Genomic DNA, 22,357 nt, shown 5'->3' with positions numbered 1-22,357 from the left:
ATTTTCTTCGTTCGAGCATGATCGGGATCATTGCTTGTGTCATCTATGCCGCGCGTGCAGCTTGCGGACGGGCCTGCTTGCCCAGGTCGTTGCGGGTGGTCGGGCCGGCGGCACGGATCTTTTCACGCAGCCGGACCGCTTCGACCGTGCCGTTGGCCACGGTCACGTCTATCAGGTTGACGTCGACCACTTCGTTGTTGGCGGAGGCCTTGGCGCCGATTGCCTCCAGCCGGTCCTCGGCCGCCTTGTCATGGGCGATGTCGGCATGGTCGATGATCTCGGCCCAGCCGCCATTGGCGTACCAGACGGCTATGCCGTCGGCGAGGCGGTTCGCGGTCAGGACTTTCATTGGCTCACTCCTTGCGCGGCAGCACTCGCCACGCTTTCCTGCCTGTGTGCCGCCAGCGGCTCGGACCGTTCGAAATTGGCCCCGGCGACCGCGTCGCCGATGATGGTCATCACCGGGCCGCTGAGGTCGGCGCGCGCCTCCAGCGACGGCAGGTCGGCGAGCGTGCCGTGGAAACGGCGGCGGTTGGCAAGGCTGGCATTCTCGACCACGGCGACGGCCGTATCCGGCGACAGGCCGGCTTCGATCAGCCGGCCGGCGACCTCGGCGGCGACCGAGCGGCCCATATAGACGGCGACCGTCGCGCCGGAAATGGCGAGCTTTGCCCAGTCGGGCAGCGAATTTCCCTTGAGGTCATGGCCGGTGGTGAACACCATCGACGACGACACGCCGCGCAGCGTCAGCGGCAGTTCGAAATCGGCGGCGGCGGCGAAGGCCGCGGTGACGCCCGGAACCACTTCGTAGGCGACGCCGGCATCGCGAAGTGCCGCCATCTCCTCGCCGGCCCGGCCGAACACCAGCGGGTCGCCGGACTTCAGCCGCACGACACGCTTGCCGGCGTGGCCAAGCTCGACCAGCAGCGCATTGATCTCGGCCTGGCTCTTGGAATGGCAGCCCTTGCGCTTGCCGACCGGCAGGCGCTCGGCATCGCGACGGCCCATTGCGACGATCGCCTCCGGCACCAGCGCGTCATGGACGATCACGTCGGCTTCCATCAGCAGGCGATGGGCGCGCAGCGTCAAAAGGTCCTCGGCGCCTGGACCGGCGCCTACAAGCGCGATATGGCCCGATGCCGGTTCTGTCGAAAGCAGCAGGCCGACGGCCGCATCATGCGCCTGCGAAAGCTCGCCTGCCTCGACAGCGCGGGCCGGCGCGCCGCCAAAGAAATCGCTCCAGAAGCGGCGGCGGGCATTGCCCTTCGGCAGCAGTCTTTCGGCGGTGTCGCGAAACGATGCGGCGAGCGCCGCGAGCGGCCCGAGCGAGGGCGCCAGCATGCGGTCGATGCGGCTGCGCAGCATCTGCGCCAGCACCGGGCCGGCACCTTCCGTGCCGATGGCAATGGCGACCGGCGCGCGGTTGACCAGTGCCGGCGTGAAGAAATCGCATAGCTCCGGCCGGTCGACGGCATTGACCGGAATGCCCAGCCGGCGCGCATCCCCGGCAACGCGGCGATCGAGCGCCTCGTCGCCGCTGGCGGCAAACACCATCACCGCACCATTGAGATGTGCTGCATCATAGGCGTCGGCGATGTGGGCGGCCCCCGTCTCGGCGATAAAGGCCAGCAGCTCCGGGCTTGTTTCATCGCTGACGATGCGCAGCACAGCACTCGACTGCGCGAGCAGCCGCGCCTTGGCCAGCGCTTCCTCTGCACCGCCGACGATGGCTATGGCTTCGCCCTCGACCCGCATGAAGACGGGAAAGGCATTGAGCTTGGGCGTGGCTTGCGGCATGACGAGCGGAATCCTGGAACCGTTTGTCAGTTCTACGCGGGGGCGCGAAAAACCAGAAGGCACCCACTCGCGCATCGCTTCGTAGCAGGCAATCTCTTTTCTGCAAGCATGAAGGCCAAGAGAAAAATATTCCAAATTCAAATGCGGGGCAGATTGAAGCTGCTGTTGCAGCCCTTGATCCGCTGCCTTTTTAGCGGCCGGAGGAGCTAACCACAAAACAAATTTTTCTAAATTCTATCAATTTAGTAGATTAAGCCGCCGGATCCTGACCAAGCGATCGACGGCAGCCCCGCACTCTCGCCGACCCCTGTCGGAGCACCGGGTCCGAGTGCCGGAACATTCCCGCCTCGGCACGCGTTTGCTCTATGGACCCAGGCCCGGTCACACCCCTGCGGCAAAGGCCCGGCGATGGGCTCGAAAAATCAAAAAAGGAGCGCCCCATGAGCAACGTCAGACTGAAACGCGGACTATGGATCGTGGTGGCAGATGGCGAAAAGGCGCTGTTCCTCGAGAACCGTGGAGACGTCCAATATCCCGACCTTCAGGTCGTGCACGAGATGGAGCAGGAAAATCCGGCAACCCGAGAACAAGGCACGGACCGCCCCGGCCGCTACAGCGACGGCCCTTCCGTCCACCGCAGTGCGGTCGAGGACACCGACTGGCACCGTCTCGGCAAGGAGCGTTTTGCCGAAGAGATTGCCGACAGGCTCTACAAGCTCGCGCATCGCGGCAGCTTCAAGGAGATCGTGCTGATCGCGCCGCCGCCGGTGCTGGGCGACATGCGCAGGAAGCTGCACAAGGAGGTCACCGACAAGATAACGGCCGAAATTCCAAAGACGCTGACCAACCACAGCATACCCGATATCGAGAGCCTGCTGCAGGCGACCTGATCGGGCATCGGCGGCGCGCAACTTTCGTTTCCATAGCAATCGCCTGCCTGGAGCAGGCCGCGCCGGGTGGCAACGCTTGCCGGCTCAACGCCTTTTTGCCGCCTTGCCATCGATTTCATGGGGATTGCGGGTTGTCTCGCGACTGTCCCAGCCTCCATACTGCCAAGGCGGCGGCTTTTGGACGGCGCATATCCGACATCGCGATTCCTGAAGGTGCTCCATAGACAATGCCGCATGACACGCCCCTTATCGCCACCATCGTCGCCGGTCTGGGGCTGGCTTTCGTCTTCGGCGCACTTGCCAACCGTTTTCGCGTGCCGCCGCTGGTAGGCTACCTCGTCGCCGGCGTTCTGGTTGGACCGAACACGCCGGGTTTCGTCGCCGATGCCGGCCTCGCCAATGAACTTGCCGAGATCGGCGTCATCCTGCTGATGTTCGGCGTCGGCCTGCATTTCTCGCTGAAGGACCTGTTGTCGGTCCGCGCCATCGCCGTGCCCGGCGCCATTGTGCAGATCGGCTTCGCGACAGCTCTCGGCGCCGGCCTTGCCTGGATGCTCGGCTGGTCGATCGGTGCGGGACTGGTCTTTGGCCTGGCGCTTTCCGTGGCCTCGACCGTGGTGCTGTTGCGCGCCCTGCAGGAGCGGCGGCTGATCGAGACCGAGCGCGGCCGCATCGCCGTCGGGTGGCTGATCGTCGAGGATCTGGCGATGGTGCTGGCGCTGGTGCTTTTGCCGGCGTTGGCCGGCGTGCTCGGCGGCCAAGAGCAGGTGGAGGTGCACTCCAGCAGTCTGCTGTCGCTGCCGGCGAGCTACGGCGTCTGGGGCGTCGTCGCCGTCACACTGGCCAAGGTCGCGGCCTTTGTCGTGGTCATGCTGGTGGTCGGCCGCCGGCTTATCCCCTGGATCCTGCACTACGTCGCCCATACCGGATCGCGCGAACTGTTCCGGCTGGCGGTGCTTGCGATTGCGCTTGGCGTCGCCTTCGGCGCGGCCAAGCTGTTCGGCGTGTCGCTGGCTCTCGGCGCTTTCTTCGCCGGCATGATCATGAGCGAATCCGAGCTCAGCCACCGGGCGGCCGAGGAATCGCTGCCGCTGCGCGACGCCTTTTCCGTGCTGTTCTTCGTTTCGGTCGGCATGCTGTTCGACCCGTTCAGCGTGATCAGCAATGGCTGGCCGATCCTGGCGACGCTGGCCATCATCGTTGTCGGCAAGTCGCTGGCAGCCTTCGTCATCGTCGTCGTCTTCCGCTATCCGGTGGCAACCGCATTGATGATTTCGGCAAGCCTAGCCCAGATCGGCGAATTCTCGTTCATCCTGGCTGAACTCGGCGTCGGGCTGAAACTGCTGCCCGAACAAGGCCGCGACCTCATCCTCGCCGGCGCCATCCTGTCGATCGTCCTCAATCCGCTGATGTTTTTTGCCGTCGACCGGATGAAACCCTGGCTGGAAGCACGCGCCGGCAGGACGGCGCCGTCCGGCGAAGCAAGGCCGATCGGCCCGGCGACCGAGCCCGGCCAGGTGGCTTCGGTCGCGGCGCCTGCTAACGAGGATGGCCCACCGCCCAGGACGAGGCTGACCGGCCACACCATCCTGATCGGCTACGGCCGCGTCGGCAGCCTCGTCGGCACGGCGCTGAAGCAGGCCGCCCTGCCCTTCCTCGTCATCGAGGATGCCGACAAGACGCTGGCGAAGCTCAAGGCCGACGGGGTCGAAACCGTACCCGGCAACGCGGCGAGTGGCGACGTGTTCGCCGCATCCAATCCCGAGGGGGCGAAGCGGCTGATCCTGGCCATTCCCAACGCCTTCGAGGCCGGGCAGGTCGTTCTGCGCGCCCGCGCCGCCAATCCGACAATCGAAATCATCGCCCGCGCCCATTCCGATGCCGAGGTCGAGCACCTCAAAGTCCTTGGTGCCGACACCGTCATCATGGGCGAACGCGAGATCGCCCGCGGCATCGTCGAGGAGGTTTTGGCAGCACCGAAAGCGCCCACGGCAGCCTAAGCCTGCGCCGCCCCGCCAGCGTTGCGGTCAAGCCCTTCTCCCCGTTCTTCACGGGAGAAGGTCCCGGCAGGGGGATGAGGGGCAGCGTCAACGATTGATCAGAACCAACCGCTCAAACGTGCTGGCCGCCATTGATATGGATTTCCGAGCCGGTCACGTAGGACGCCTGCTGCGAGCACAGGAAGAAGATGATGTCGGCGACTTCTGCCGTGGTGCCCAATCTTCTCAGCGGGATGGTCTCGACGATTTTTTCCGTACCCGGCGACAGGATCGCGGTGTCGATCTCGCCCGGCGCAATGGCGTTGACGCGAATGCCGTGCGGGCCGAAATCATGCGCCATCTCGCGGGTCAGCGAGCCGAGTGCCGCCTTCGACGTCGCATAGGCGGTGCCGGCGAAGGGGTGCACCCGGGTGCCGGCGATCGAGGTGACGTTGACGATCGAGCCCTTGGCCGATGCCAATTCCTTGAACAGTCCGCGCGCCAGCATGATCGGCGCAAAGAAATTCACCTGGAAGACGTCGCGCCAGACATGCATCGGCGTGTCGATCGAGTTCATGCGGCTGTTGCCGTCCTTGAGCTTGGGCGAGATGCCGGCATTGTTGACCAGCGCATGCAACTGCCCGCCATGCGCCTCCAGCCGGTGGCGGATTTCCGAGATGGCGATGCCGACATCCTCCTGGTCGGCGAGGTCGACCTTGATGTGGTCTTCAGGTCCGGCCGGCCACGGGCAGTCCTCGGCAAAGGCCTGGCGCGAGCAGGTGATGACGCGCCAGCCTTCGCGTGAAAAGCGCTTGACAGTGGCATGGCCGATGCCACGGCTGGCGCCGGTCAGCACGATGGTTTTTCTGGTGTCGGTTTCGCCCATGTCGCTTGTCTCCAAGCGAGAGATGTAGCGGAACGCTGCAGCGGTTGCGAGGGGATAGAGCTCAGCCGCCTGTCAGAATGTCTAGAATCGAGGTCTGTCGCTTCTTGACCGGGCCGCCGACATTGCCGGGCGGCACCGGGTGCTTGATCGATCCGGTGGCGCTGTCGACGCCCGGCATGGCCAGGCCGCCGGCATCGACTGTCTCGGCAGAACGCACGGGACGCGAAGCCGACTGGGTAGCTGCCACAGGCGGCGCCGATTGGCCGACGGAAGCGACCGGCGCCGGCGGCGGCGTGTCGGACGGTATGTCGTCCGGCACGATGGTGTCGGGCGGCGTCGACTTCCAGGTTCCAGGCAGCGGCCGCACCGGCACGCCCTCATGCGCGGCGACCATGAACTCGTGCCAGGCCTGCGCCGGCAATGCGCCGCCGGTGACCTTCTTCATCGCGCTGCCGTCATCATTGCCGAACCAGACGCCGGTGGTGAGGTTGGCGGTATAGCCGATGAACCACGCGTCGCGCGAGTTCTGGCTGGTGCCTGTCTTGCCGGCGGCCGGCCAGGCGAACGCCGCCTTCCTGGCCGTGCCGATCTCGACCGTGCCGGTCATCATCGAGTTCATCATGCCGACGACATCGGGATTGACGACCCGCGGCGCACCGCCGCCATTATTTTCGTAGAGCACCTTGCCGTCGCTCGTCGTGACGCGGCGGATGAAATGGATGTCGGGCTTATAACCGCCGTTGGCAAAGGGAACATAGGCCGAGGTCAGTTCCAGCGGCGTCACTTCCGAGGTGCCCAGCGCGATCGAGGTATTGGCCGTAAGCTCGGACTGGATGCCCATGCGGTGCGCCGCCTCGACCACCGCATTCGGCCCGACTTCCATGGTCAGCTGCGCGGCAACCGAATTCAGCGATTTTGCCAGCGCCGTCGCCAGCGTCACCTTGCCGAAATATTTGCCGCCGTAATTGTCGGGCGTCCAGTTGCCGATCTTGATCGGCGCGTCGTTGCGCACGCTGTCGGGCGTGCGGCCGGATTCCAGCGCCGCCATGTAGACGAACGGCTTGAACGCCGAGCCCGGCTGGCGGCGCGCTTCCGAGGCGCGGTCGAACTGGCTGGTTGAATAATCATAGCCGCCGACCATGGCGCGCACCGCGCCGGAATTATCGATCGACACCAGCGCGCCCTGGCTGACATTGAGTTTTTTGCCGCTCTGTTCGATCAGCCGGCGGATCGATTGCTCGGCGAGCTTCTGCAGTGTCAGATCGACGGTCGTGTCGACGACGATATCGCGGCGCACATCGCCGATCAGGTCGGGCAGTTCTTCCATGATCGTATCGGCGACGTAGTTTTCCGAGCCGGTCCAGTAGGACGGCGCGCGCGTCGCCGGCGCGCTCATTGCCGTGGTCTGCTCCTTGGCGCTGATCTTGCCCTCGTCGCGCATCGCGGCGAGCACCAGCTGCGAGCGCTGCTCGGCCGCCTTCGGGTCGCGCGCCGGCGACAGCCGCGACGGCGCCTTGAGCAGGCCGGCGAGAAGGGCGGCCTCCGACAGCGTGACGTCACGCGCGCTCTTGCCGAAATAGCGGCGCGAGGCCGCTTCGACACCATAGGCGCCGGAGCCGAAATAAACCCGGTTGAGGTACATTTCGAGGATCTGGTCCTTCGTATGCTTGTGCTCCAGCCACAGCGCCAAGAGCACTTCCTGCACCTTGCGTTCCAGCGTTCGGTCCGGCGTCAGGAACAGGTTCTTGGCCAGCTGCTGGGTCAGCGTCGAGCCGCCCTGCGAAAAATGCCCGCCCAGCACATTGGTCACCATGGCCCGGGAAAGGCCGATCGGGTCGATGCCGAAATGCGAATAGAAGCGGCGGTCTTCGATGGCGATGACGGCCTCGGGAATATAGGGCGACATTTCGTGCAGGCCGACGGCCTCGCCGCCGCTCATGCCGCGATTGCCAAGCAGCTGGCCGTCGACCGAGACGATCTTGATGTTGGGGGCGCGGTCGGGAATGGCCCAGGTGGTGGCCGCCGGCATTTTCGCGCCGTAATAGACGACGATGCCGGCAGTGGCGATGCCGCCCCAGATGGCCAGCACGAAGCACCAGTAGAACAGCCGGGCAAGAACGCCGAACACGCCGCGCCGGCTTTTGCCGCGCCCGCCGCGCGGCGGCTTGGCCTTGGACGATTTGCGCTTTGCAGCGGCTTTTCGGTTGCTCGGCACGACGCGGTCCTCCTCGCTTACCGAAAAACCGGCCGAGGATCTCGCCCCCGGCGATGCCTCGAAGCTGGGCTCGATGCGGCTGTCTTTCCGGTTCGCCATGCGCTGTGCTGTCTTCCCCATGCCTATGGCGTTGGGGTTGAAGACTAGATGCGGCGGTTTAAAGGCGGGTTAAGTCGGGAAAAATCAAAGCAAACTGTATTCAATCGCTTGCGGAGCAGGCGCGGCCCGCGACAGCGCCAGAAATGAAAAACCCGCCTCGGCGGGCGGGTCGTTGGAGCCAATGAGCACCATAGCGGAGTTAGTAGCATAGCTGCCGGCACAAAGCAAGAACAAAATACGGAGGAAAAAATTCGCCACGAGCCCGCCGGCCCGAGACCAGCCCCCTCAGTCGTCGGCATCCGCATCGTCGGAGGCCGGCCGCCAGCTGATCGGCTCGATCTTCCTTTGCGTATGGCCGTCCGTATAGGCCCACCAGCCGGCGTCGCTTTCGTCCCAGTCGCCGCCGGCCGCCTTCAGCTGGTCGAGCGAACGGTATTGCGCGATGCTCTCGTTCATCACGCCGTCGCTGTCCTGCCAGTAGACGGTGACCTTGGAGCCGTCCTTCGGTGCCGTTTCGATTGATTTTCGGGCAGCCATTTTCATTTCTCCCGGTGAAGCGAACGGAACGCCGGGACAAGCGTCTGGTTCCTGGCCGATGGCCTTTAGGAGAATTCGCTCCGGCGAGACATATGGCGTGGTTTTCGAGAACCGGAGCGCAGCGGACATTTGGGTCCGTGAGCACCGGAAGCGGAGAAAACTGCGCCAGATGGCCGCCGGAGTAGAATTATCATGAAGGCCATTAGCTGTGGGCGAAGATGTCCTCTTCATCCCAGCCCATCAGGTCGAGTTTCGCACGCGTCGGCAGGAAGCGGAAGCAGGCATCGGCCTCCCTGGTCCGGTTGTCGCGCGCCAGCCGCGCGCTCAGTACGTCGCGCAGCCGGTGCAAATAGAGCACGTCGGAGGCGGCATATTCGAGTTGCTCGGGCGACAGCGTCTCGGCGGCCCAGTCCGATGATTGCTGCGCCTTCGACAGGCCGATCCCGAGAAGCTCGAAGCAGATGTCCTTCAGCCCGTGCCGGTCGGTGTAGGTGCGCGTCAGCCGCGACGCGATCTTGGTGCAGAACACCGGCTCCGGCATGACGCCGAAGGCGTTGTAGAGAACGGCGAGATCGAAGCGGCCGTAATGGAACAGCTTGGTGATGCTGCGGTTCTTGAGCAGGCTGACGAGGTTCGGCGCCTTCTTCTGGCCGGGCGCGATCTGGATGACGTCGGCCGAGCCGTCGCCCGGCGAGATCTGCACGACGCAGAGCCGGTCGCGATGCGGGTTCAGCCCCAGCGTCTCGGTGTCGATGGCGACCGCCCCGACATCGTAATGCAGCAGGCCGGGCAGATCGTTTTTGTGGAAACGTATGTCGCTCATCGTCTTCTCCGGTCGCGGCCCCGTGCAGCGATGCGCAAGGGACCGTGCCCGTCCTTGCCGCGATCCGGCGAAAAATCAACAAAAACTTGAGTCTGGCGCAATTTCAGCGTGTCAGCGCCTCGAGAATGCGCGCCCAGGAGCGCTGGCCCTTGTGGAAGGAGCTCATCTCGTACTTCTCGTTCGGCGAGTGGATGCGGTCGTCGTCGAGGCCGAAACCGACGAGCAGCGACTCCATGCCGAGATAAGTCTGGAAATCGCCGACCACCGGGATCGAGCCGCCGCTGCCGGTCACCACCGCCGGCTTCGGCCATTCGTCGGACAGCGCCTGCTTGGCCTTGGCGAGGAAGGGCGAGTCGTAGGACAGCTGGATCGCCGGCGAGCCGCCATGCGGATGAAATTCGACCGAGCAGTCCGCTGGCACGCGCTCTCTGACGAATGCCTGGAAGGCGGCGCGGATTTTTTCCGGATCCTGTTTGTGGACCAGTCGGAAGGAGACTTTCGCCGAGGCTTGCGCGGCGATCACCGTCTTGAAGCCCTTGCCGGTATAGCCGCCGATAATGCCGTTGAACTCGGCCGTCGGTCGCGCCCAGGTCAGCTCGAGCACCGAGCGGCCCTTTTCGCCGGACGGAATCGATAGGCCGATCGGGCCGAGGAAGGTCTCGGCGGTCTCGCCGAGCGACAGCCATGACTGCAATATCTGCGACGGCGTTTCCTCGACGCCGTCATAAAAACCCGGGATGGTGACGTGACCATCGGCATCGTGGATGTCGGCCAGGATCTTTGCCAGGATGCGGATCGGATTGGCGGCCGCACCGCCATAGAGCCCGGAATGCAGGTCGCGGTCGGCGGCAGTCACCGTGATCTCCTCGCCGACCAGCCCGCGCAGCGAGACGCAGATCGACGGCGTATCGCGGTCCCACATGCCGGTGTCGCAGACCAGCGCGAAATCGGCCTTGAGCTCATCCGCATTCGCCTCGAGAAACGGCTTCAGCGACGGCGATCCGGACTCCTCCTCGCCCTCGAACAGGATTGTGATTCGGCACGGCAATCCGCCATGCACCTGCTTCCACGCGCGGCAGGCCTCGACGAAGGTCATCAGCTGGCCCTTGTCGTCGGCCGCGCCGCGGCCGGTGATCACCTTGTGGCCGGGCTCGATCTCCTTGACCGCCGGCGCGAACGGGTCGCTTTCCCACAGCTCGATCGGATCGACCGGCTGGACGTCGTAATGGCCGTAAAACAGCAGATGCGGCGCGCCCGCCGGCCCGTCGTGATGCGCGACCACCATCGGATGCCCCGGCGTGTCGCGCACGCTGGCGTCGAAGCCGATCAGCTTGAGCTCGGCGACCAGCCATTCGGCTGCCTTGCGGCAGTCGGCGGCGTAGTCCGGATCGGTGGAGATCGACTTGATGCCGAGCAGGCCGAACAGGCGTTCGAGGCTCTGGTCGAAATTCTTGTCGAGGCGGTCGAGAACAGGGGAAACTGCGGACATCTGGCGGGGCCTTTCGATTCTGGCGGCGAATCTAGAGCCCATGTTGCGAAACGGAAAGCCCGCGACCGTTGGGCCACAGCTTCCTGTCCAAAGGCAAAAAAATGCCGCCGTGGTGGAGGGAACCACGGCGGCCTTTACTCGAAACGATGCGGCAGCCCGGAGAGGGGGGATAGGCTGCCGCAAGTGTCCGGGATAGGCGGGGGACGGGCCTTGCTCCGGACTTCGGCGAAAACTGCCGATGGCGTTTATCTGTGTCTGCGAACGTGGCGATTCAAGGGCACAAAAATTACACTTTTGTAACATAGGCGTGAGCGAACAAAGCTCCGGCCAGGCCGGCAGGGCCGGCCAAGCTCGCACGCCATTTTGTCAGGGTGTTGCCGGAACCCTTGGCGCAAGCCGCCTTTGGCATGGACCGCGGCGCTGCGCCGCGCTATTCCCTCGTGCCATGAAAAAAGGCGATCATCTCTTCCTTGTCGACGGCTCCGGCTACATCTTCCGTGCCTATCACGCGCTGCCGCCGCTGTCCCGCAAGTCCGACGGGCTGCCAACCAGTGCCGTGCTCGGCTTCTGCAACATGGTCTGGAAGCTGACGCAGGACGCCCGCAACACCGATGTCGGCATCGTGCCGACGCATTTCGCCGTGATTTTCGACTATTCGTCGAAGACCTTCCGCAACGACCTCTACCCCGAATACAAGGCCAACCGCTCGGCGCCGCCGGAAGATTTGATCCCGCAATTCGGCCTGATCCGCCAGGCGACCAGGGCCTTCAACCTGCCATGCCTTGAGACGGAAGGCTACGAGGCCGACGATTTGATCGCCACCTATTGCCGGCTTGCCTGCGAAGCCGGCGCCGACACCACCATCATCTCTTCCGACAAGGACCTGATGCAACTGGTCGGCCCAACGGTTGCCATGTACGACCCGATGAAGGACCGCCAGATCGGCGTTCCCGAGGTGATCGAGAAATGGGGCGTGCCGCCACAGAAAATGATCGACCTGCAGGCGCTGACCGGCGATTCGGTCGACAATGTGCCGGGCGTGCCCGGCATCGGGCCGAAGACGGCAGCGCAATTGCTCGAACAGTTCGGCGACCTCGACACGCTGCTCGCCCGCGCCGGCGAGATCAAGCAGGACAAGCGGCGCGAATCGATCATCGCCAATGCCGACAAGGCGCGCATCTCGCGTGACCTGGTGACGCTGAAGAACGACGTGCCGGTGACCGAGGGGCTTGACGAGTTCGTGTTGCACGCGCCGGACGGCCCAAGGCTGATCGGCTTTCTCAAGACCATGGAATTCTCGACGCTGACCCGCCGCGTGGCCGAAGCGACCGGAACCGACGCGGGCGACGTTCCAGCCACCCCCGTCACCATAGAGCGTGCCGATACCGCGCATGGCCCCGATATGGGTTTTGGCCTGCCCGCGGCCGCCGAGAGCGCACCGCCGCCGGACGAAGCGGCACTCGAAGCCCCGGCCGCAGCCAAGCAAGGCGACACCCCATCCCTGCTTTCGGCGCTTCGCCTGGAGGCTGCCACTGCCCGCAAGATCGACACCAGCGCCTACACCTGCATCCGCGACGCCGCGACGCTGAAGGCCTGGATCGCCGAGGCGATAGAGAGAGGCATCGTCGCCTTCGACGTTAAGACGTCCTCGCCCGATCCGATGCAGGCCGAACTGATCGGCCTTGCCATGGCCGTCGCGCCCGGCCACGCCGCCTACGTGCCGCTTGCTCACAAAAACGGCAATGGCGACCTGCTCGGCGGCGGCGCGGTCGAAAACCAGATCCCGATCCGCGACGCGCTGGCGTTGCTCAAGCCGCTGCTCGAGGACAAATCCGTCCTCAAGATCGTGCACGACATGAAATACCGCCTTGTCGTCATGAGCCGTCACGGCATCGAGGTCGGCCCCTATGACGACACCATGCTGATCTCCTACGTGCTCGAGGCCGGCACCCACGGTGGCCATGGCCTGGAGGCGCTGGCCGATAAATGGCTCGGCCACGCGACCATTCCGCTGAAGGAACTGGCCGGTTCGGGAAGAAGCTTCGTCGGCCTCGATCAGGCCGACCTCGGCAAGGCGACGGCTTACGGCGCCGAGCACGCCGACGTCGCGCTCAGGCTCTGGCAGGTGCTGAAGCCACGGCTTGCCGCCAAGGGCCTGGTCTCGGTCTATGAACGGCTGGAACGGCCGCTGGTGCCGGTATTGGCGCGGATGGAACAGCGCGGCATCTCCGTCGACCGGCAGATCCTGTCGCGGCTCTCCGGCGAACTGGCACAGGGTGCCGCACGGCTTGAGGACGAAATCTACCAGCTGGTCGGCGAACGCATCAACATCGGCTCGCCAAAACAGCTCGGCGACATCCTGTTCGGCAGGATGGGTCTGCCCGGCGGTTCAAAAACCAAGACCGGCCAGTGGTCGACCTCGGCGCAGCTTCTCGAAGACCTCGCCGCCGAAGGCCACGAATTGCCGCGCAAGATCGTCGACTGGCGCCAGCTGACCAAGCTGAAATCGACCTATACCGATGCGCTGCCCGGCTTCATCCATCCCGACACCAAGCGCGTCCACACCTCCTACGCGCTTGCCGCGACGACGACCGGGCGGCTGTCGTCCTCGGATCCCAATCTGCAGAACATTCCGGTGCGCACCGTCGAGGGTCGAAAGATCAGGACGGCCTTCATCGCGGACAAGGGCAACAAGCTGGTTTCCGCCGACTACAGCCAGATCGAATTGCGCGTGCTCGCCCACGTCGCCGAAATCCCGCAGCTCAAGCAGGCCTTCGCCGACGGCGCCGACATCCATGCCATCACCGCGTCTGAAATGTTCAACGTGCCGGTCGAGGGCATGCCTTCGGAAGTGCGCCGCCGTGCCAAGGCGATCAATTTCGGCATCATCTACGGCATTTCGGCCTTTGGCCTCGCCAACCAGCTGTCGATCGCGCGCGAGGAAGCCGGCGACTACATCAAGAAATATTTCGAGCGCTTTCCCGGCATCCGCGACTATATCGATGCGACCAAGGCCTATGCCCGCGAGCACGGCTTCGTCGAGACCATTTTCGGCCGCCGCATCCACTATCCGGAAATCAGATCGTCAAATCCTTCGGTCCGGGCGTTCAACGAGCGCGCCTCGATCAACGCACGCCTGCAGGGCACCGCCGCCGACATCATCCGCCGCGCCATGATCCGTATGGACGAGGCGCTGGAAAAAGCCAGGCTTTCCGCCCGCATGCTGCTGCAGGTGCATGACGAACTGGTCTTCGAGACGGTCGAAGCCGAGGTCGAGGCGACGATCCCGGTCGTCTGCCACGTCATGGAGAACGCCGCCATGCCGGCGGTGTCGATGTCGGTGCCGCTGCACGTCGACGCCCGCGCCGCCAACAACTGGGAAGAGGCGCATTAAGGCGGGCCACAGAGCCATGTTCGGTTCAAGGTTCACGAGCAGCAGCGGTATGCTATAGTGCCCGTATGATCACCAAGGCACTTGAGAATCTGGTAAGGCATGCGGAAGCTTGGCCTCGCGAAGACCAGGAGGAGCTTGCTGATTACGCCCGCGTCATCGAGGCGCGGCGGACTGGCGTGTATGCGATGTCGGAATCAGAGCGCAGCGCGGTCACAGCGGGCCTAGCAGAGGCCGATCACGGCACTTTCGTAGATGAGGATACCGTTCGCGCGGCCGACACCCGCCGCAGGCTATGAAGGTCCGATTTACGCGGCAAGCCTTTGCCGAACGCGAGGCGATTTTCAACTACCTCGAAGAGCGGGCGCCTCAGGGCGCCCTTTCAGTCATTTCTCGGATCCACGCTGGGATTTCGCGACTTGCCGATTTCCCGAAAGCGGTCACGCGACCGACATCCCTGGCGTTCGCGTCCTCTTCATAGGCCGCTACCCTTATAAGGTCTTCTATCGTGCCCGTGCCGACGCAATTGAGATCCTGCACATCCGGCATACCTCAAGGAGACCCTTTCCCTACTGAGCCGATCCGGGAACACCCGGCGAGGGCTCGGAAAACCTTGCTCCGCCTTCGCCGCGTTGCTCCGGCCTCAAGCCGCCTCGGCCAAACACTTCGCACATGTCCCACGAAACTCGATCACCGCCTTCTTGGCGGCGAAGCCGGTCGAGCGCACCCATTCGTCGAGCCGGTGGCCGACATCATGGTCGGAGAACTCGGTCACCTGGCCGCAGGTGTCGCAGATGGCAAACGCCGTCATCGAATGGCTGTGGTCGTGCGGCTCGGCACAGGCGACGAAGGAATTGAGGCTTTCGAGCCTGTGCACGAAGCCGGATTTCACCAGCGTGTCGAGCGCCCGGTAGACCTGCAGCGGCGCGCGAAAACCGCGCTCGCGCAGTTGGTCGAGCAACGTATAGGCGCTGAGCGGGCCGCTGGCGGCCTCGAGCTTCTCGAGAACGCAAAGCTGGTTCTTCGTCAGTACATCCCTTGCCGCCATGATCCTGTTCCAAGCCGCTCCGTGCCGATCGCTGCCATTTCGCAACCAGTCGGACCTCTTCCACTGAGATAGCGACGAACTGCCATTTTTGCTACTGTTTCTATTCGCAGCCGGTGGTCGGCTGGCCGGCGGCGCCATATTCAAAATACTGACAAAATCCTCGGCCAGGCTGGCCGTGCTTGGAAATTCGATCGGGCTTGGGGAAGCAATCATGATCAAAGTGACGCGGCGGACGCTGCTTGCCGGCACGTCCGCGCTGGCCGCTGCCGGCCTGGTGCCGTTTCGGGCATTCGCAGCGGCGCGCACCTACCATGCGCTGCTTGTTGCCTGCACCGATTACCCGAACCTGCCGAAGAAAAACTGGCTGATCGGACCGAAAAACGATGCCGGCCTGGTGCGCGATTACCTCCTGGGGAACACGCCCGCGCCGGTAAAATTCCTGGCCGAAAACGTCACGCTGCTCGCCAAGGATGTCGAAGGCGCCAACGGACCGCCGACACATGCGGCGATCAAGGCGGCGTTGGCCGATCTTGCCGCCAAGGTCCAGCGCGACGATTTCGTCTACCTGCATTTGTCCGGTCACGGCGCGCAGCAGCCGGCAGCGAACAAGGGCGACGAGACGGACGGCCTCGACGAGATTTTCTTGCCGTCCGACATCGACAAATGGGTGAACCGCGAAAAGGGCGTGCCCAATGCGCTGGTCGACAACGAGATCGGCACCGCGCTCGACGCTATCCGCGACAAGGGCGCCTTTATCTGGGCCGTGTTCGACTGCTGCCATTCCGGCACTGCGACGCGCGCCGCCGAGGTCGACGACGAGCTGGAACGCAAGGTCGAGTTCGCCGATCTGGTCGGCGGCGACGACGCTGCCAGGGCGGCTGCGGTGAGAGCCTATGACGAGATTGCGTCGGCCGCGCCGCGCGGCTTTGACGAGGACGGGCAGCGCAAGCCGGCCTTCAAGCTGACGCCGACCGGCGCCGAGCCGACCACCAAGGGCAAATTGGTCGCCTTCTACGCGGCGCAGACGGTGGAGACGACGCCCGAGATGCCGCTGCCCAAGGGCACGGCCGATGCACCGCGTTTCGGCCTGTTCACCTTCACCATCCTGTCGAAACTGGCCGAGAACCCCAACATCACCTATCGCCAGCTCGGCCAGGCCGTGCTGCAGCAATATTCGGCGGACGGCCGCACCCGGCCGACGCCGCTGTTCGAAGGGGAACTCGACGCACGCGTCTTCGGCACCGTCAAGACAGACGCGGTCATGCAATGGCCGATCGTCATCGAGAACGACAAAGCCACGATCGGCGCCGGGTTGCTGCAACGCCTCACCCCCGGCAGCAGGCTCGCAATATTGCCGTCGGCGCTGTCGCCGCTGTCCGAGGCGCTTGGCTATCTCCAGGTTCAGTCGGCGAAAAACCTGGAAAGCCGGGTCAAGCCGGTCGAGTTCGGCGGCAAGCCGGCGCTCAAGCTGGCCGATATCCCCGCCAATGCCTATGCACGGCTGGCCGAGCTCGCCGTCGACTACAAGCTCGTGGTCGCGCGGCCGGCAGCGGCCAAAGGCCTCGAGAAAGAGGCCGCGCTGGCGAACTCGGTTCTCGACGAACTGGCGGCCAGGAAGAGCTCAGGGTTCCACATCGCGCTGGTCGAGCCGGGCAAGAGCGCAGATCTGCGTCTCGCAGTGCTGCGCGAGAACGCCATTGCCGGCGCCGCAGAAGATGCCATCGACGCGCCGGCGCTGTGGTTCCTGCCGGCTTCGGGCGACATGACGCCCAAGGGCGGCAGCAAGCCGCCGTCGATCGTCATTCATCCGGACGGCCGCGAAAAGTTGATCGAGGCCGCCGCAGGGAATCTGACAAAAATCTTCCGCGCCATCGGCCTGTCGAGGCTGGCCGCCGCCTCCGATTATCGGCCGGAAGAGGTCAGCGTCGAGTTCCGGATCAAGCGTTTTGACAGCGACACGCTGCAGCCGATCGAAGCGTCGACGGTGCCGCGTGTTTCGCCCGACGATCAGGTCCACGTACTGGCCAGGAACGGTTCGACCAACCTGGTCGACATCAACGTGCTCTACGTCGGCTCCGACTATTCCATCCAGCATTTTCTTGCCGAGCGCCTGACCGAAGGCGCCGTGCTCGAGGAAGGCCTGTTCAAATTCACCGACACCAGCTTCGGCATGGAGCGGATGATCGCCGTCTTGACCGAGGCGCCGCCGCAGAGCGAGAAGCAGGATCTGAGCTTCCTGGCGCAAGAGGGGGTTGTCTCGGTAACGCGGGGACTGGGACAGCCAAGCTTCGCCGACATGCTGGCCGATATCGGCATCGCGCCGGCGACGCGGTCGGCCATGCGGCTGACCGACGACAAGGGGTCGAAGGGCGCCGTGATGATTTTTCCGATGGAGACGGTGCCGCGCGCCTGAGGCGCGGTCAGGTGCCCGGCCGGGCCTCTTGCCTAATCGGCTGATAATGAACATTCTTCGACCACCGCTGTCGGCGGCCGAACGGAACGGGTGAGGGCGTTCGTGAACAGGATCGTATTTTCGTGGCGCGCAACAACCGCCGGCCTTGTCGCCGGGCTGTTGCTGGCCGCCAATGCTTCGGCGGACGAGGCTTGCGGCCTCTGCGCCAAGGAGGTCGTCATCAACTCCGAACTGGCGAGCTGCTTTCTCGACCAGTACGACCGGATCGCCAAAACCGGCAACACCGCCGTTGTCGTCGATCTCAGCAGCTGCGCCTCGCGCGGCGTGGTCGAGCCGTTGCCGTCGCCGGGCAAGGCGCAGGTGGAGCCTGACGTGCAGTTCATCGTTTCGCGCACGCAGCTGGATTGCCTGAAGAAGAAGCTGGAGACGCCGGGCATCGTGCTCGACCCGTCCGCCACCATAGAACTGGACAGCTGCGGATGACAAAAGCGGGGGGCAACGCAACGCAGCAGGCAGTGATGGCGCCGGTACCGCAAAAGAAGCCGGTGTCGCTGCCGGAAACCGTCGAAGGCCTGCCGTGGGTGAGCAATCACGAGGTCAAGAAGGAGGCGAACCCATTCACCGATCGCGACTGGCGCATGCTCGTCTATGCCTGGTCCGGATTGCTGGTGCGCCTGGCGATCATCTTCACCTTGATCTTTTCGGTCTACCAGTTCCTGGCGAACCAGGAGCAGAAGCGCGTCGAGCAGACGATGTCGCTGGTCGAGCTCTGGGAAAGCAAGGATTACCAGCAGGCGCAACAGGCCCTCAAGCAACGCCTGGCGGCGCTCAACGCCAAATACGGCAATCTGCTCAGTGCCAATCCGACGCCGACCGAGGAACAGGTGTTCAGACAGCGCATCGGCATCGAAGCGATGAGCGCTACCGGCGGCGACATGCCGCTTGCCGACTTCAGCGACAATTTCGACCGCATCGTCTATTTCCTCAACCGCCTTTCCTTCTGCGTCGAAGGCAGGCTGTGCTCGCGCGACGTCGCCGACTCCTATTTCCGCGACTATGCCGCTTCGTTCTGGAGCTATTTTGCCGGCTATATCGACAAGGAGCGCAAGGCCGGTTCACCGACTTTCGCCCAGCCGATCGAGAACTATGTCCGCCAGGCGCCATCCTCGGCCCAGTCCAGATAATTCCCGAAAATGCGAAAGCCGGCGACGGAAATGCTCCGCCGCCGGCCGGTTTTCCGCGACGATCGCGGCGGAAACTCTGCAGGCCTATTTGTACAGGCTGTTGATCCACTGGACGTTGATGGCGTTCAGACGCACGGCGGTATTGGCATCCGGGCTCTCGGCCACGTTCACGCCGGTGATGACGCGCTGCTTGGAGCCATTGTCATAGGCATAGACCGAGCTGCCGCTCGACCCGGGATAGGTGTCGCAGTCGTACTGGAAATACTCGGTGGCGATGTTTTCGGCGTGCACTTCGCAGGTCGCCTTCCACATCGTGCCCATCGGCTTGTCGCCGGGATAGCCGATGATGTTGGCGGTGAAATCGCCGAGGTCGTCATAATTGGCATAGCCGAGCCAGCCGAGGTTGGTGCCGACATCCTGCTTCAGGGTGACGATGCCGAGATCCCACGGCACGACCGAGCCGTAAAAGCCCTGGTAATTGTCGATGAAGCCCTGGATGACATAAGCGCTTTCATAGGTGAAGGCGCCGAACGGCGCGTCGTCGGCAGTCTTGCCGTTGAGAGCCGGCACGAACAGGATATCGTCGAGCCAGGCCTTGTCCTCGTGGCTGTAGAGGCAGTGCGCCGCGGTGAGCACCGTGCGCGGGCCGATCAGCGTCGCCGAGCAGCTGCCATAGCTGCCGCTCTTCGATTTGCCTTCGAGATAGCCGATCGCGGTGAATGGGTAGGTTTTGGTATTCTTGATCTGCTCGCGGTCGTCCGTGCCGAACACCTGACGGCCAGCCTCTTCGCCTCCGCTCAGTCCGGAATTGTCGGACTTCTGCCCGTCGGCGGGCGCGTTCATGTCCTTGATGACAAGGTCCTTCAGCGTCTCGTTCGGGTCAATCTTGATGTCCTTGCCATCGGCGGAGCGGCCGACGATGCCATAGGATTTGACGGCCGTTGCTTCGTCGGTGAGCGGCGCGGCGCGGTTGGCCTCGTCGTCGGTCAGTTTCGGCGGGGCGATTGGTTTCGCCCGGCCGGGCTTGTAATCGCCCGATGTTACATCCCGCATGCTTTCGCCGTTGCCGGCATTGGCGGAACCTGGATCGGCAGCCAAGGCAGGAACCGCCCACATTGCGGTGGAAAGCAACGCGGACGCAATAATGCTATGTGTCAGTTTTGTCATGGTGAGACTCTCCCAAAAGTCAGCAAGGACTGGATCAAGATACAGAAATATTGTCGAGATCGTGGTGGCGCAAAAAAATGAAATTGGTTACCGGTGCCTTTACCGGGCCATTATTCAGTGCAGCCAGTTTAGGTCCCCGCCAAAAATGCCTGCAACGGTATACTGCCTAAAATAATCCAACATTGGCAACGACAAATTGCTTCCACATAGCCCGTGGGGGGCTATAGGATTTTGGGCGGGTTGGCTCGACAGCACGACTAGCAGAAATGGTGCTCGGCTTTGTGACGGATCGTGCTTCGCCGTGGAGCATGATCTCACCGGCCGGTTCCATTTCAGTGGACCATGCGTCGGCGACTGACCTGTCGGGAACATCGTCTCAGGGGGTTCGAGGTGAAGATCATCCATAGGTTCAGACCGATTGCCGCCGCCGCGCTGCTCGGCATCGCGGCGGCCTTGCCGGCCGTCAAATCCGTTCATGCCACGGACGCGGCCGCTCGGCCGGAGGCGGCGATCTCGCCGATGAAACGCCTGGCCGAGGCCAGGGCCAAGGCCAGGGCGGAGAACCCCGACGGCGCCGATCGCGTCTACGGCGGCAAAGAGGCCGAGAAGGGCGCTTACCCGTTCCAGGTGGCATTGCTGACCACCGGCAAACTGGACAAAAGCCCGGCCTCGCAGGCGAATGCGCAGTTCTGCGGCGGCAGCCTGATCGCGCCGCAATGGGTGCTGACGGCGGCGCACTGCCTCAATGACGACGGCGAGCCGATTTCGCCTGATGTGGTCACCGTGCTCACCGGCGCCACCGATCTGAGCGAGGGCAAGCGCTACAAGGCGGTGGAGATCATCGTCAACGAGGGCTACAGCGAGCAGACGCTGGACAACGATCTCGGCTTGATCCGGCTGGCCGCGCCGGCCGATGCCCCGACCATCAAAATTGCCCGTGAGCCGACACCAGACGCCGGCAAGACGACGGTCACCGGCTGGGGCAAGATGCAGGACGGAACGTTTCCCACCGCACTGATGGTCGCCGACCTGGACCTCCAGCCGAACGCAACCTGCAACAGCGGCATCAAGGCGATTTATGCGCATGATTTGAAGGCAGCGCTCGGCGAACTCGCCCGCCGCATGCGTTATTCGGAAAGGGGCATCGAGGCGGCCGCCAACGCGATTGCGGCCGATATGGCCGATCCGCTGACCGGCAACATGATCTGCGCTGGCACGGCCAGCGGCGAGCGCGACGCCTGCAATGGCGACAGCGGCGGACCGCTGTTCGTGACCGGCGCCGATGGTCCGGTGCAGGTCGGCGTCGTCAGCTGGGGCGAAGGTCCGGCCGACGGCGGTACCGCCTGCGGCCACAAGAACGCCTACGGCATCTACACGCGGCTGGCCAATTACACCGGCTGGATCGAGGAGAAGATGAAGACGGCGGCGCCCGCAGCGCCCAAAGCCCTCGGCACGGCGCAGAAGCCCGCCACGCCCTGACCGGTGTCATTGCTGAACCAATGAACAGCGGGAGCAATCCCTCTGTTTCTGTCCCAAAACCCGGTTCTGTCCCAAAAACCTGGGGTCGGGACTAGAACCAGCGATCGCGGCGCTGATCTGTGGCGGCCAGGGTGAGGCCGAGTAGCGCTCCTACGGCCGCTCCGAGGATGAATGCCGACGATATTGTGCCGGGATTCTCCTGGACCACCCCCGACACCGTCTGCGCCCTGTTGCGCAGGGCTTGTGCTGTCCGAGAGGCGCGCTCGGCAGCGTTGTCATACCAGCCGCCGGCGTCTTCGATCGCCTCTTCCGCGCGTTCGGCCAAGGTCCGATTGATCTTGCTGATCTCGCGCCTCAGCTGCGCGACCTGCTTCTCCAGGGCTTCCTGAGCTTCGCGTTGAGTCATCTTGGGTGCTGCGGATTCGTTTGGTTCGTCGGCCATGGTAATCTCCTTTGCTCAGGTGAGGATCAACGGCGTGCCCGCTGTGCAGGTTCCTCCGCAAAACGATTCTGTCCGGTGTTTGTTCGTTGGAAGCGCGGCTCTGCCTGCAAAATCGGCTTGAACATAGGATCGTTCCGGCGCTCCCCGCGTTGGTGAAAACGCCACAAGGGAGGAACCGTCATGGACAATGACCGGCATGAAAAGATTCGGCAGCGAGCCTATGAAATCTGGATGCGCGAGGGCCGCCCGGATGGCGCGCATGAGCGTCATTGGCAGCAGGCGAAGCAAGAGCTTGGCCTCGACGACGCGGACGGTCCGGCGGGAACGATCGCCAGCTCCGACGTTCTGACGGTCGAGGCACTGGCGATGCGCACCGGGATAACCGGTGATCAGGCGCAAGAGCTGATCGACAGGCTGGGCAACGACAGGGCGACGCTCGAGCAAGCCGCGCGGAACCTCAAGGCAGCCGAAAGTTAGCCGCTGGCCACCGTGTCGAAGACAGCTACCAGTTCGCGCTG

General features: G+C 64.0%; 20 protein-coding genes. 9 read left to right on the top strand and 11 right to left on the bottom strand.

Annotated features, from left to right (window positions below):
• Positions 1-43: 43 nt before the first annotated feature.
• Together NKH67_RS23605 and cysG are read right to left on the bottom strand one after the other, a co-directional pair.
• A complete protein-coding gene (locus tag NKH67_RS23605) occupies positions 44-349 on the bottom strand; it encodes a DUF2849 domain-containing protein (RefSeq protein WP_352469417.1) in 306 nt (101 codons plus the stop codon).
• The gene (gene cysG / locus NKH67_RS23600) at positions 346-1,797 is read right to left on the bottom strand and encodes a siroheme synthase CysG (protein ID WP_352469416.1); all 1,452 of its coding nucleotides are present in this window, start codon (positions 1,795-1,797) and stop codon (positions 346-348) included. Before cysG ends, NKH67_RS23605 begins: the two co-directional genes overlap by 4 nt.
• A 440-nt stretch (positions 1,798-2,237) precedes the next feature.
• Between cysG and NKH67_RS23595 the strand changes: the two genes are divergently transcribed.
• Both NKH67_RS23595 and NKH67_RS23590 read left to right on the top strand, forming a co-directional pair.
• On the top strand, positions 2,238-2,687 hold the full coding sequence (locus tag NKH67_RS23595) for a baeRF12 domain-containing protein (protein ID WP_352448343.1): 450 nt from the start codon (positions 2,238-2,240) through the stop codon (positions 2,685-2,687).
• Between the two features lie 227 nt (positions 2,688-2,914).
• A complete protein-coding gene (locus NKH67_RS23590) occupies positions 2,915-4,687 on the top strand; it encodes a cation:proton antiporter domain-containing protein (RefSeq protein ID WP_353031881.1) in 1,773 nt (590 codons plus the stop codon).
• Between the two features lie 112 nt (positions 4,688-4,799).
• Here the strand turns inward: NKH67_RS23590 and NKH67_RS23585 are convergent, their stop codons facing one another.
• The 6 genes from NKH67_RS23585 to NKH67_RS23560 form a co-directional block, all read right to left on the bottom strand.
• Entirely contained in the window at positions 4,800-5,552 is a 753-nt protein-coding gene (locus tag NKH67_RS23585) for an SDR family NAD(P)-dependent oxidoreductase (RefSeq protein ID WP_352502641.1), read from the bottom strand.
• A 61-nt stretch (positions 5,553-5,613) separates the two neighbouring features.
• Positions 5,614-7,866 (bottom strand): transglycosylase domain-containing protein, encoded by a 2,253-nt coding sequence (locus tag NKH67_RS23580; RefSeq protein ID WP_352502640.1) that lies wholly within the window; start codon positions 7,864-7,866, stop codon positions 5,614-5,616.
• A gap of 84 nt (positions 7,867-7,950) precedes the next feature.
• A complete protein-coding gene (locus NKH67_RS23575; RefSeq protein WP_352502639.1) occupies positions 7,951-8,124 on the bottom strand; it encodes a hypothetical protein in 174 nt (57 codons plus the stop codon).
• Positions 8,125-8,151: 27 nt separating this feature from the next.
• Positions 8,152-8,403, bottom strand: a complete 252-nt coding sequence (locus NKH67_RS23570) for a hypothetical protein (protein WP_352502638.1) — start codon at positions 8,401-8,403, stop codon at positions 8,152-8,154.
• A 202-nt stretch (positions 8,404-8,605) separates the two neighbouring features.
• Entirely contained in the window at positions 8,606-9,226 is a 621-nt protein-coding gene (locus NKH67_RS23565; protein ID WP_254816792.1) for a ribonuclease D, read from the bottom strand.
• 103 nt (positions 9,227-9,329) lie between these two features.
• Positions 9,330-10,715, bottom strand: a complete 1,386-nt coding sequence (locus tag NKH67_RS23560; RefSeq protein ID WP_352502637.1) for a M20/M25/M40 family metallo-hydrolase — start codon at positions 10,713-10,715, stop codon at positions 9,330-9,332.
• A gap of 445 nt (positions 10,716-11,160) precedes the next feature.
• Between NKH67_RS23560 and polA the strand changes: the two genes are divergently transcribed.
• Positions 11,161-14,109 carry a DNA polymerase I gene (gene polA / locus NKH67_RS23555; protein ID WP_352502636.1) on the top strand — a complete coding sequence of 983 codons (2,949 nt, stop codon included), beginning with the start codon at positions 11,161-11,163 and terminating at the stop codon, positions 14,107-14,109.
• Positions 14,110-14,401: 292 nt separating this feature from the next.
• Positions 14,402-14,587 carry a type II toxin-antitoxin system RelE/ParE family toxin gene (locus tag NKH67_RS23550; protein WP_352502635.1) on the top strand — a complete coding sequence of 62 codons (186 nt, stop codon included), beginning with the start codon at positions 14,402-14,404 and terminating at the stop codon, positions 14,585-14,587.
• Between the two features lie 162 nt (positions 14,588-14,749).
• Here NKH67_RS23550 and NKH67_RS23545 read toward each other — a convergent pair whose 3' ends face one another.
• On the bottom strand, positions 14,750-15,154 hold the full coding sequence (locus NKH67_RS23545) for a Fur family transcriptional regulator (RefSeq protein WP_023675234.1): 405 nt from the start codon (positions 15,152-15,154) through the stop codon (positions 14,750-14,752).
• A 211-nt stretch (positions 15,155-15,365) separates the two neighbouring features.
• Here NKH67_RS23545 and NKH67_RS23540 point away from each other — a divergent pair, with 211 nt between their 5' ends.
• The 3 genes from NKH67_RS23540 to NKH67_RS23530 all read left to right on the top strand — a co-directional run bounded on the left by NKH67_RS23540 (position 15,366) and on the right by NKH67_RS23530 (position 18,751).
• The gene (locus tag NKH67_RS23540) at positions 15,366-17,567 is read left to right on the top strand and encodes a caspase family protein (RefSeq protein WP_352502634.1); all 2,202 of its coding nucleotides are present in this window, start codon (positions 15,366-15,368) and stop codon (positions 17,565-17,567) included.
• A gap of 102 nt (positions 17,568-17,669) precedes the next feature.
• On the top strand, positions 17,670-18,050 hold the full coding sequence (locus NKH67_RS23535) for a hypothetical protein (RefSeq protein ID WP_352474870.1): 381 nt from the start codon (positions 17,670-17,672) through the stop codon (positions 18,048-18,050).
• A complete protein-coding gene (locus NKH67_RS23530) occupies positions 18,047-18,751 on the top strand; it encodes a DUF4760 domain-containing protein (protein WP_352474871.1) in 705 nt (234 codons plus the stop codon). The genes NKH67_RS23535 and NKH67_RS23530 overlap by 4 nt, the downstream gene beginning before the upstream one ends.
• An 84-nt stretch (positions 18,752-18,835) precedes the next feature.
• Here NKH67_RS23530 and NKH67_RS23525 read toward each other — a convergent pair whose 3' ends face one another.
• Positions 18,836-19,918, bottom strand: coding sequence for a trypsin-like serine peptidase (locus NKH67_RS23525; RefSeq protein WP_352474872.1), 1,083 nt, complete (start codon positions 19,916-19,918; stop codon positions 18,836-18,838).
• A 390-nt stretch (positions 19,919-20,308) separates the two neighbouring features.
• Between NKH67_RS23525 and NKH67_RS23520 the strand changes: the two genes are divergently transcribed.
• The gene (locus NKH67_RS23520; RefSeq protein WP_352502633.1) at positions 20,309-21,397 is read left to right on the top strand and encodes a S1 family serine peptidase; all 1,089 of its coding nucleotides are present in this window, start codon (positions 20,309-20,311) and stop codon (positions 21,395-21,397) included.
• A gap of 91 nt (positions 21,398-21,488) precedes the next feature.
• Here NKH67_RS23520 and NKH67_RS23515 read toward each other — a convergent pair whose 3' ends face one another.
• A complete protein-coding gene (locus tag NKH67_RS23515) occupies positions 21,489-21,839 on the bottom strand; it encodes a hypothetical protein (RefSeq protein WP_352502632.1) in 351 nt (116 codons plus the stop codon).
• Positions 21,840-22,019: 180 nt separating this feature from the next.
• Here NKH67_RS23515 and NKH67_RS23510 point away from each other — a divergent pair, with 180 nt between their 5' ends.
• Complete coding sequence (locus tag NKH67_RS23510) at positions 22,020-22,316, top strand: DUF2934 domain-containing protein (protein ID WP_352502631.1); 297 nt, start codon at positions 22,020-22,022, stop codon at positions 22,314-22,316.
• Positions 22,317-22,357 lie beyond the last annotated feature (41 nt).

The sequence above is a fragment of the Mesorhizobium sp. M0968 genome, assembly GCF_040319065.1.
Classification (GTDB): Bacteria; Pseudomonadota; Alphaproteobacteria; order Rhizobiales; family Rhizobiaceae; genus Mesorhizobium.
Note: the sequence above shows the minus strand (reverse complement) of the source record. Positions and strands in the feature narration are given on the sequence as shown.

What these genes read in the sequence shown, in the direction of transcription:
- NKH67_RS23565 (WP_254816792.1), bottom strand. Translation starts at nt 9,226, where the DNA reads ATGAGCGACATACGTTTCCACAAAAACGATCTGCCCGGCCTGCTGCAT.
- NKH67_RS23545 (WP_023675234.1), bottom strand. Translation starts at nt 15,154, where the DNA reads ATGGCGGCAAGGGATGTACTGACGAAGAACCAGCTTTGCGTTCTCGAG.
- NKH67_RS23540 (WP_352502634.1), top strand. Translation starts at nt 15,366, where the DNA reads ATGATCAAAGTGACGCGGCGGACGCTGCTTGCCGGCACGTCCGCGCTG.
- NKH67_RS23550 (WP_352502635.1), top strand. Translation starts at nt 14,402, where the DNA reads ATGAAGGTCCGATTTACGCGGCAAGCCTTTGCCGAACGCGAGGCGATT.
- cysG (WP_352469416.1), bottom strand. Translation starts at nt 1,797, where the DNA reads ATGCCGCAAGCCACGCCCAAGCTCAATGCCTTTCCCGTCTTCATGCGG.
- NKH67_RS23605 (WP_352469417.1), bottom strand. Translation starts at nt 349, where the DNA reads ATGAAAGTCCTGACCGCGAACCGCCTCGCCGACGGCATAGCCGTCTGG.
- NKH67_RS23580 (WP_352502640.1), bottom strand. Translation starts at nt 7,866, where the DNA reads ATGGCGAACCGGAAAGACAGCCGCATCGAGCCCAGCTTCGAGGCATCG.
- NKH67_RS23510 (WP_352502631.1), top strand. Translation starts at nt 22,020, where the DNA reads ATGGACAATGACCGGCATGAAAAGATTCGGCAGCGAGCCTATGAAATC.
- NKH67_RS23595 (WP_352448343.1), top strand. Translation starts at nt 2,238, where the DNA reads ATGAGCAACGTCAGACTGAAACGCGGACTATGGATCGTGGTGGCAGAT.
- NKH67_RS23590 (WP_353031881.1), top strand. Translation starts at nt 2,915, where the DNA reads ATGCCGCATGACACGCCCCTTATCGCCACCATCGTCGCCGGTCTGGGG.
- NKH67_RS23570 (WP_352502638.1), bottom strand. Translation starts at nt 8,403, where the DNA reads ATGGCTGCCCGAAAATCAATCGAAACGGCACCGAAGGACGGCTCCAAG.
- NKH67_RS23515 (WP_352502632.1), bottom strand. Translation starts at nt 21,839, where the DNA reads ATGGCCGACGAACCAAACGAATCCGCAGCACCCAAGATGACTCAACGC.
- NKH67_RS23585 (WP_352502641.1), bottom strand. Translation starts at nt 5,552, where the DNA reads ATGGGCGAAACCGACACCAGAAAAACCATCGTGCTGACCGGCGCCAGC.
- NKH67_RS23560 (WP_352502637.1), bottom strand. Translation starts at nt 10,715, where the DNA reads ATGTCCGCAGTTTCCCCTGTTCTCGACCGCCTCGACAAGAATTTCGAC.
- polA (WP_352502636.1), top strand. Translation starts at nt 11,161, where the DNA reads ATGAAAAAAGGCGATCATCTCTTCCTTGTCGACGGCTCCGGCTACATC.
- NKH67_RS23525 (WP_352474872.1), bottom strand. Translation starts at nt 19,918, where the DNA reads ATGACAAAACTGACACATAGCATTATTGCGTCCGCGTTGCTTTCCACC.
- NKH67_RS23530 (WP_352474871.1), top strand. Translation starts at nt 18,047, where the DNA reads ATGACAAAAGCGGGGGGCAACGCAACGCAGCAGGCAGTGATGGCGCCG.